The organism is Streptomyces sp. NPDC055815 (genome assembly GCF_053616475.1).
Genome location: NZ_JBSHDU010000047.1, coordinates 60793 through 68899, shown reverse-complemented (window position 1 = coordinate 68899; position 8107 = coordinate 60793). Strand labels below are relative to the sequence as shown.

Here is an 8107-nt window from a genome sequence, read left to right as displayed (position 1 = left end):
GGCGTGCTCGTCCCCGGCGACCGCGCCAACCTGCGCACACGCCGCATCAAGGCGGTCATCCCGGAGCAGAAGGGCCAGGCCGCCAACCGGGAAGGAGAAAGGCTCCAGAGGCGGCCGGCCCGTCAGCCACGACGCCGGTCTCGACACGGAGCTCACGACTCGACAGGCCCCCTGATGGACGCGCTGAGGTGCCGGAAGCCAAGGGTCGGCAGGAGTTGGGTCAGCGGTCGACCAGCCGTGGATGCGGGGCCTCACCCGAGGGTTCCGCGTCGGTGTCGTCGGTGTCAACCGGGCCGTGGGGAAGCATCCGGTCCAGCCACTTCGGCAGCCACCAGTTGGACCGGCCGAGGAGCGTCATGGTCGCCGGCACCAGCACCATGCGTACGACCGTGGCGTCGATGAAGATCGCGGTGGCCAGGCCGAGCCCGAACATTTTGGCGGAGGGGTCGTCGGCGACGGCGAAGGACAGGAAGACCGCCACCATGATGAGGGCGGCTGAGGTGATGATCCGGGCGGTGCCCGAGATGCCCTCGACGATCGCCGTGCCGTTGTCGCCGGTGCGCAGGTACTCCTCGCGTACGCGGGAGAGGAGGAACACCTCGTAGTCCATCGACAGGCCGAACAGGATGGCGAAGAGGAACATCGGGATGAACGACACGATCGGAACCGTCGCTTCCAGCCCGATGAGTGCGCCTCCCCAGCCCCACTGGAAGACCGCGACCATGATGCCGTAGGCCGCGCCGATGCTCAGCAGGTTCAGCAGCACCGCCTTGAGCGGTACGAGGACCGAACGGAAGACCAGCATCAGCAGCAGGAACGACATCGCCAGCACGGCGGCGACGAACACCGGCAGGCGTTCGCTGGTGCGCCGGCCCACGTCCGACAGGCTCGCGGCGGCGCCGCCGACGTGCGCCCTGGCCGGGCCGTGCCCGATCGCCGTGGGCAGCACGTCGCTGCGCAGCCGGGCGATGGTGTCGGTCGTGGCCTTGTCCTGAGGGCCGGTGGTCGGGAACACCACGAGGGTGGCGATGCCGGTGGCCCGATCGACGTGGGTCGGCGCGACGGACGCGATCCCCGGATCCGCCGCGACCTTGGCGACGAGACGGTCCAGCACTCCCGGAACACCGGCGGGGTCCGCGGCGATGACGAGGGGACCGTTGGTGCCCGGGCCGAACCCTTCGGCGACGAGGTCGTACGCGCGGCGCTCGGTACGGCTCTGAGGCAGTGAGCCGTCGTCGGGCAGGCCGACGCGCAGGCCGAGCAGGGGCAGCGTCGCCGTCAGCAGCAGCCCCGCCGCGCCGACCGCGTACGGCACCGGGTGCCGGCTGACGTGCCCGATCCAGCGCCGCCACCCGGCGGCGGGGACGGCGTCCGGCGTCGCGCCCCGCCGCCGGCCGAGCCGCCCGGCCCGAAGAACCCGGCCGATCCGACCGGCCCGGCCCAGACGCGGGCCGGCCGCGCCGAGGAAGGCCGGCAGCAGCGTCACCGACGCGAGCACCATGATCAGGACGACGATCGAGACGGCGAACCCGCCCACCGTCATGAACGGCACGTTCGCGACCGCCAGGCCGAGGATCGACACGACGACGGTGCCGCCGGCGAAGACCACCGGCCGCCCCGCCGTGGCCACCGCTCGTCCGGCCGCCTCGTGCGGATCGAGCCCGCGCGCGAGGTACTCCCGGTGCCTGGCGAGCACGAACAGCGCGTAGTCGATGCCCACTCCGAGCCCGACCATGCTGCCCAGGACCGGTGCGAAGGTGGGGACGTCCGTCACCCCCGCCAGTACCGTCATCGTGGCGACCCCGACGGTCAGTCCGAAGACCGCCATGCCGATCGGCAGCGCGGCGGCGACGAGCGAACCGAACGCCAGGAACAGGATCGTGGCCGCGGCGAGGAGGCCGATCAACTCGCTCACGCCGCCGTCGGGGTCGGAGAAGGCGTAGAAGAGGCTCCCGCCCATCTCGATGCGCAGGGGCAGTTCGGCGCGCAGCCGGTCGCCGAGATCGACGAGGGCGTGGAGGTCGTCGGCCGACAGCCGGCTCTGGTCGGGGTACTGCACCCGGACGACCGCGATCCGCCCGTCGGCCGAGACGAGGCCGCCGCGCACGGCGGTGTCCCCGCCCGCGTCGAGCGCCCCCGCCGGGTCGCTCGTGCCGAGCACGTGCGGCAGTCGCTTCACCTCGGTCTGCAGCCGTGTGAGAGCGGCGCGCGCCCCGTCGTCGAGGAACGTCGCACCGTCGGCGAGGGGAGTGACGACCACTTGGGCGGTCATGCCCTCCTGGCCGGTGCCGGCCCGCTCGATCAGTTCCGCGGCCCGCTGGGAGTCCAGTCCCGGAGCGGTCATCGAATCCGCCGTCCGCCCGCCGACGGCGACGGCGGCGAGGACGGCGAGCGTGGCGGCGACCAGCCATGCCGCGATCACCCGCCAGGGATGGCGGGCGGCGCTTGCGCCCACGCGCAACAGGGCTTTCGAGAGCATCGGGTCCTCCAACCACCTCGTCGGCCGTCCTTGTACGGCCGCCGATACCGAGGCTCGTCGCCACGGCGGTCGGGGGCATCGGCCCGCGGGCCGCGGATCCGTCGGCCCCTGGGCGGAGTGGTACCCCGTCCTTTCGGCCGATGCGCGGCACGGCGCGGCCCCTAAGCTGAGAACCGTGCTGCGAGACGACCTGCGAACCCTGTGGACCGAACCCCGGCCACCCGACGCGCCCGCCCGGGTGGGGCGGGACTGGGCGCTGCTCGCCGTGAGCCTGGGCGCTGTGGTGCTGGAGGCCACCCTGCGCGAGAACGTCGTGTGGCGGCCGGTGGCGGTGGTGTTCTCCGTATGGCTGTGCCTGCTGCCCCTGTGGCGCCGGACCCACCCACTGGCGATGGTCACGCTGGGGTTCGGCTCGGTGATCCTGCTCCAGCTGGCCTCGCTGGTCGCCGCACCGGGCGAGCACGTCGGCCTGGACACCGGCATGGTCGTGCTCGTGCTGGTGTACGCGCTGCCCCGGTGGGGATCGGGACGGGAGATCGTGCTGGGCAGCGCGGTGATCCTCACGACCTTCGCGCTGGGGGTCGTCGCGGACGAAGTCCCGGCCGCCGAACAGGTCGGGGGCTTCGTCTTCCTGTCGCTGCCCGGCTTGATCGGGGCCGCCGTGCGGTTCTGGGGGACCGCCCGCGAGCGGCAGTTGGAGCAGGTACGCTCCCGCGAGCGTGAGCAGCTCGCCCGGGAACTGCACGACACGGTGGCCCACCACGTTTCGGCCATGGTGATCAGCGCCCAGGCGGGCCGGGTGCTCGCGGGCACCGACCCGTCCGCCGCCGTCGAGGCGCTGGAGGGGGTCGAGGAGGAAGGGGCGCGCACCCTGGAGGAAATGCGAGCCATGGTCGCCGCGCTGCGCGACCGCGGGGCCGGCGCCGAGCTGGCGCCGCCTGCCGGTGTCGCGGATCTGGAGCGCCTGGTACGCACCCCGGGTGGTCGCCTCAGGGTCGACCTGGGTCTCGACGGCGAACTGGACACGCTGCCCCCGGCCGTGGACGCGGCCGTCTACCGCATCGTGCAGGAGTCGGTGACCAACGCCATGCGCCATGCGGTCGACGCGACCGAGGTCGTCGTCAGGGTCACCGCGGAACGGCACACGGTACGGGTGAGCGTGCGCGACAACGGCCACCGCACCGGCCGAGGCCGTGCCGGATACGGACTTACCGGACTGCGCGAGCGCGCGACGCTGCTCGGCGGCACGCTAGAAGCCGGCCCCGGCACCGACCAGGGCTGGCATGTCGAAGCCGAACTACCGCGAGGGAGGACCGAGAGCGGTGCCCATCCGCGTCCTCGTCGCTGACGACCAGACCATCATCCGCACCGGGCTGCGGATCATGCTGAACGCCCAGCCCGGCATCGAGGTGGTCGGCGAGGCCGCCGACGGACAGGAAGCGGTACGTCTGGCCCGCGAACTGCGCCCCGACGTCTGCCTGTTCGACATCCGCATGCCTGCACTCGACGGGCTCGAGGCCACCCGGCTGATCGCCGGACCGGGCGTCACCGACCCGCTGGCCGTGGTCGTCATCACCACGTTCGACCTCGACGAGTACGTCTACGGCGCGCTGCGTGCCGGCGCCCGCGGATTCCTCCTCAAGGACACGGGACCGGACCTTCTGGCGCAGGCCGTACGGTCGGCGTCCGACGGTGAGGCGCTCATCGCGCCCAGCGTCACCGTCCGTCTGCTCCAGGCGTTCGCCGACCTGCCCGCCGGCCGGCCCGCGACCCAGCCGGTCTCGCCCGTCACCGCCCGCGAGGAGCAGGTGCTCCTCGCCGTCGCCCGCGGGCTGACCAACACCGAGATCGCCGATGTACTGCACATCAGCCTCAGCACGGTGAAGACGCACCTGGCCAGCCTGATGGCCAAACTCGGCGCCCGCAACCGGGTCGAGATCGCGATGTGGGCCTACGAAACGCGCCGTATCCTCCCCGGAACCTGAGCCGGGCGCCGGGCCTGGAAGGAAGCAAGGACGCCTTGACAATCTCAAACTGTCAAGGCGTACTTGCGGACCCGGCCCCTGTCGATACCTGATCCGAGCCCGCTCGTGGTGCCGGTTGGTGAGCTGCTCCCGACGACGGCCGGGCCGGGCCGTGGCCCGGCCGTCGGTCGGAAAGTGGAGTCTGGGTCAGCTCAGGGTGTTGACCGCTGCCGCGTCGTACGGCTTGAGTTCGTCCGTTCGGCCCGCCAGGACCTTGGCCGCCCACTCCGGGTCCTGGAGCAGCGCGCGGCCGACGGCGACCATGTCGAACTCGTCGCGCTCCAGGCGGTCGAGGAGGTCGTCGATGCCCTGGACCGGGGCTCCTTCGCCCGCGAAGGCGTGGATGAAGTCGCCGTCGAGGCCGACCGAGCCGACGGTGATGGTGGGCCTGCCGGTGAGCTTCTTGGTCCAGCCCGCCAGGTTGAGGTCCGAGCCGTCGAACTCGGGTATCCAGTGGCGGCGGGTGGAGGCGTGGAAGGCGTCGACGCCGGCCGCGGCGAGCGGGGCGAGGATCGCCTCCAGCTCCTGCGGGCTGTGGGCGAGCCGCGCGTCGTACGCGTCCTGCTTCCACTGCGAGTAGCGGAAGATCACCGGGAAGTCGGGCGAGACGGCCTCGCGGACCGCGCTCACGATCTCGGCGGCGAACTTCGTCCGGGCCACGGGGTCGCCGCCGTAGGCGTCGGAACGGCGGTTCGTGCCCTCCCACAGGAACTGGTCGATGAGGTAGCCGTGGGCGCCGTGCAGCTCGACGCCGTCGAAGCCGATGCGCTCGGCGGCCGCGGCGGCCTCGGCGAAGGCGCCGATCACGTCGTCGAGGTCGCTCTGGGTCATGGCCTTGCCCGTGCCCTCGGTGCCGTCGGTGCGGATGCCGGAGGGGCCCATCGCCGGGGCGTCGGCGTAGGGCGCCTGGCCCTGCTTGCGCACCATGCCGATGTGCCACAGCTGCGGCACGATCGTGCCGCCCGCCGCGTGGACGTCCTCGGCGACCTTCGCCCAGCCCGCCAGCTGCTCCTCGCCGTGGAACCGCGGCACGCGGTCGCTCTGCCCGGCCGAGTCGTGGCCGACGTACGTGCCCTCGGTGACGATCAGGCCCACGCCGGCGGCGGCGCGCCGGGCGTAGTACGACCGCACGTCCTCGCCGGGGACTCCGCCGGGCGAGAACATGCGCGTCATCGGCGCCATCGCGATGCGGTTCGGGACGGTCAGGCCGTTCAGCGCGACGGGCCGGGACAGGATCTCGGCCGCGCGGGAGGCGGGGGACTCGGTGACGGTCACAGGGACGCTCCTCGTGGCAACTGCTTGACAACCTTGATGCTTGAGAACTTCATGCAATGCTGGGAACGGTAGAGCGCAATGATTGAGGTAGTCAAGTATCTCCGGGTAGAGTGGCCCGCATGACAGAAGCTCCCCGCGTCGACACGGCCCAGCTCATGGAGCTGCTCTCCGTGTCGCTCGGCGTCTACTACGGCGATTTCACCGTCGCGGCGGCGAGCGAGAACCTCACGGCGAGCCAGGGCAAGGCCCTGACCGTGCTGCGGCGGGGACCGGCCGCGATGCGCGCCCTGGCCGAGACCATGACGTGCGACGCATCGAACATGACCGGAATCATCGACCGGCTGGAGAAGCGCGGCCTGGTGCGCCGCGAGGCCGGCGCCTCCGACCGACGCGTCAAGTACGTCACCCTCACGGCCGAGGGCGAGCGCGTCACCGACGCGATCCGCGCGAAGATGCGCACCACGCAGGAGGGCCTGGACGGGCTCGACAGCCAGGACCGGGACACCCTGTACACCCTGCTGGAACGAGTCTTCGTCCCTCGGCCCACCGCTTGACCCCGGCCGCTCGGCGCCGCCCCCACCTTCACGACGCGCTTCAACCCTCGCGTCCGCGTGCTGCCTTGACCGTCTGCGGCCGAAAAATGGTTTGAGCGCATGGCGGCGGACCGACAGGATCGGGGGCAACGATGAGTTCTTCCCGGCGCCACGGTCAGTCAGTGTGACCTGCTTCGTGCGGAGGACACTCACCTGACGGAAGGCGCCATGCTCGCACCACACGCAACCCCCACGCTCCCGCCCGGCCGTGTCAGCGCCGTGCTGCGGATCCTCGTGCTGTCCACGTTCGTCGTGCTCCTCAACGAGACGATCATGGTCAACGCGATCCCGCGCCTCATGCGCGAATTCGAGGTCACCGCGGCAGCGGCAGGGTGGCTGTCCACGGCCTTCATGCTCACCATGGCCGTCGTCATCCCCGTGACCGGGTGGTTCCTCCAGCGCGTGACGACCAGGACCGCCTTCGGCCTGGCCATGGCGCTGTTCCTCGCCGGTACGGCGCTGGCCGCGGCCGCGCCCGCCTTTTCCGTGCTCCTCGTCGCCCGCGTCGTCCAGGCCAGTGGTACGGCCGTCATGATGCCGCTGCTCATGACGACGCTGATGACCCTGGTGCCCCCGACCGATCGCGGTCGCGTCATGGGCAACATCACCCTCGTCATCTCCGTCGCACCCGCCCTCGGCCCCGCGGCCTCCGGCGTCCTGCTGCAGCTGGGAACATGGCGCCTGCTCTTCCTGGCGGTGCTGCCCATCGCCGGAGCCATGGCCATATTCGGCCGGCGCAAGCTGGTCAACATCGGCGAGCCGCAGGCGGGCCCGATCGACTGGCTGTCCGTCCCTCTGGCCGCAGCGGGCTTCGGCGCCCTCGTCTACGGCCTGAGCGGCCTCGGCGCCGGGGACGAAGCCCCGGCGGTCGTGCCCCCGGAGGCCACGACCCTGGTCGGTGCCGTCCTGGTGGGCCTGTTCATCTGGCGCCAGCTGGCACTGCAGCGCTCGTCCACACCGCTGCTGGACCTGCGGGCCCTGACGTTCCGGCACTTCTCCGTGGCGCTCGGCCTGATGTGCCTGTCGTTCATGGCGCTCATGGGCGCGTTCATCCTGCTGCCGATGTACCTGCAGGAGGTGTGCGACCTGACGTCCCTGCAGACCGGGCTGCTCCTCATCCCGGGCGGCCTGACCATGGGCCTGCTCGGACCGCAGGTCGGAAAGCTCTACGACCGGCTCGGCGCACCACGGCTGGTCGTCCCCGGAGCCGCACTCACCGCGCTCTGCCTCGGTCTGTTCGCCCTCACGAGCGCCCAGACCTCGCCGTGGCTGGTGCTCGCCCTCCACGTGGCACTGAGCGCCGGCATGGCGTTCGTGTTCACCCCCGTCTTCACCTCCGGACTGGCCGTACTCCCGCCGCACCTCTACCCGCACGGCTCCGCCATCCTGGGCTCGCTCCAGCAGGTCTCGGCCGCCGCCGGCACCGCCCTGGTCATCAGCGTCATGTCGGGACGCGCCGCCACGGCAGCGTCCGACGGAGCCGCCCCCACGGACGCCCTGGCCATGGGCATCCGGTGGGGATTCGGCGTCGGCGCCGTGCTCGGAGCGCTGGCGGTGCTGGTGGCGCTGCTGGTCCGCACTCCGCCCGTTCCGGAGCAGCCCGCTGCGCCGGAGGCACAGGACGACGACGGCGCCACGACGAACGAGACCGCCCCTACGCCCACGTAGCGGCCTGGAGGTCCTTGGTGGAGGGGTGGGGGCGGGGTGGGGAACGACGCACCCCCCCCACACCCACG

The 8107-nt window shown here is 71.9% G+C and carries 6 protein-coding genes; 4 read left to right on the top strand and 2 right to left on the bottom strand.

From position 1 onward, the window contains the following. Positions 1-220: 220 nt before the first annotated feature. Positions 221-2479 (bottom strand): MMPL family transporter, encoded by a 2259-nt coding sequence (locus ACWGN5_RS26965; RefSeq protein WP_453519683.1) that lies wholly within the window; start codon positions 2477-2479, stop codon positions 221-223. A gap of 175 nt (positions 2480-2654) precedes the next feature. Here ACWGN5_RS26965 and ACWGN5_RS26960 point away from each other — a divergent pair, with 175 nt between their 5' ends. Both ACWGN5_RS26960 and ACWGN5_RS26955 read left to right on the top strand, forming a co-directional pair. Next, entirely contained in the window at positions 2655-3827 is a 1173-nt protein-coding gene (locus ACWGN5_RS26960; protein ID WP_453519680.1) for a sensor histidine kinase, read from the top strand. Further along, positions 3802-4464, top strand: a complete 663-nt coding sequence (locus ACWGN5_RS26955; RefSeq protein WP_453519678.1) for a response regulator — start codon at positions 3802-3804, stop codon at positions 4462-4464. The genes ACWGN5_RS26960 and ACWGN5_RS26955 overlap by 26 nt, the downstream gene beginning before the upstream one ends. 186 nt (positions 4465-4650) lie before the next feature. Here ACWGN5_RS26955 and ACWGN5_RS26950 read toward each other — a convergent pair whose 3' ends face one another. After that, positions 4651-5778: an NADH:flavin oxidoreductase gene (locus tag ACWGN5_RS26950; protein ID WP_453519675.1), complete on the bottom strand. Its 1128-nt coding sequence runs from the start codon at positions 5776-5778 to the stop codon at positions 4651-4653. A gap of 119 nt (positions 5779-5897) precedes the next feature. Between ACWGN5_RS26950 and ACWGN5_RS26945 the strand changes: the two genes are divergently transcribed. Beyond that, positions 5898-6332, top strand: a complete 435-nt coding sequence (locus ACWGN5_RS26945; RefSeq protein ID WP_453519672.1) for a MarR family winged helix-turn-helix transcriptional regulator — start codon at positions 5898-5900, stop codon at positions 6330-6332. A 207-nt stretch (positions 6333-6539) separates the two neighbouring features. Continuing rightward, positions 6540-8039, top strand: coding sequence for a DHA2 family efflux MFS transporter permease subunit (locus tag ACWGN5_RS26940; protein WP_453519670.1), 1500 nt, complete (start codon positions 6540-6542; stop codon positions 8037-8039). The last annotated feature ends 68 nt before the right edge of the window (positions 8040-8107 follow it).

What these genes read in the sequence shown, in the direction of transcription:
- ACWGN5_RS26940 (WP_453519670.1), top strand. Translation starts at nt 6,540, where the DNA reads ATGCTCGCACCACACGCAACCCCCACGCTCCCGCCCGGCCGTGTCAGC.
- ACWGN5_RS26945 (WP_453519672.1), top strand. Translation starts at nt 5,898, where the DNA reads ATGACAGAAGCTCCCCGCGTCGACACGGCCCAGCTCATGGAGCTGCTC.
- ACWGN5_RS26965 (WP_453519683.1), bottom strand. Translation starts at nt 2,479, where the DNA reads ATGCTCTCGAAAGCCCTGTTGCGCGTGGGCGCAAGCGCCGCCCGCCAT.